This is a genomic window from Salinimicrobium oceani, assembly GCF_012037645.1.
Map to the genome: position 1 here is coordinate 1 of NZ_JAAVJR010000717.1, position 431 is coordinate 431.

1 protein-coding gene is annotated in these 431 nt (G+C 36.0%); it reads right to left on the bottom strand.

Annotated features, from left to right (window positions below; genetic code table 11):
• Positions 1-411, bottom strand: a 411-nt coding sequence (locus HC175_RS19040) for a glycosyltransferase family 2 protein (protein ID WP_317172367.1), incomplete at its 3' end; no start/stop codon positions are given.
• Positions 412-431: the final 20 nt, after the last annotated feature.

Here is a 431-nt window from a genome sequence, read left to right on the forward strand (position 1 = left end):
ACCCCATTGCTTTACTTTATCAAAAGTCAATTTTTCATTTTTCTGCCGGTAATTAAAAGTTAGCATATCAGCTCCTAACCTCTTTATCTCTTTTAAAGAATTTTCCAGAAGATCTTTTTCCATTTTATTATCATCATCTGCGAAAAATATCCAGTCTGCACTTACTTCTTTTAAGGCAATATTTCTTGCATTACAAGCGCCGGTTTGATGAATGAAATGATGTAGAATTTTAAAGGGCAACTCAGCAGCATTTAGTTCTGGAAGATCGGTCACTGATTTAGGATCTTGATTTTGTTCCACTACAATAACCTTTCTGGGAAGGTGCGTCTGCCGTTTTAGATCTTCCAAGACCTGCAGCAAATATTCCCTCCTGCCCTTAGAAGGAATAATAACATCTATGTCATTACCAATTGCAGAATATCTGTTAGAAC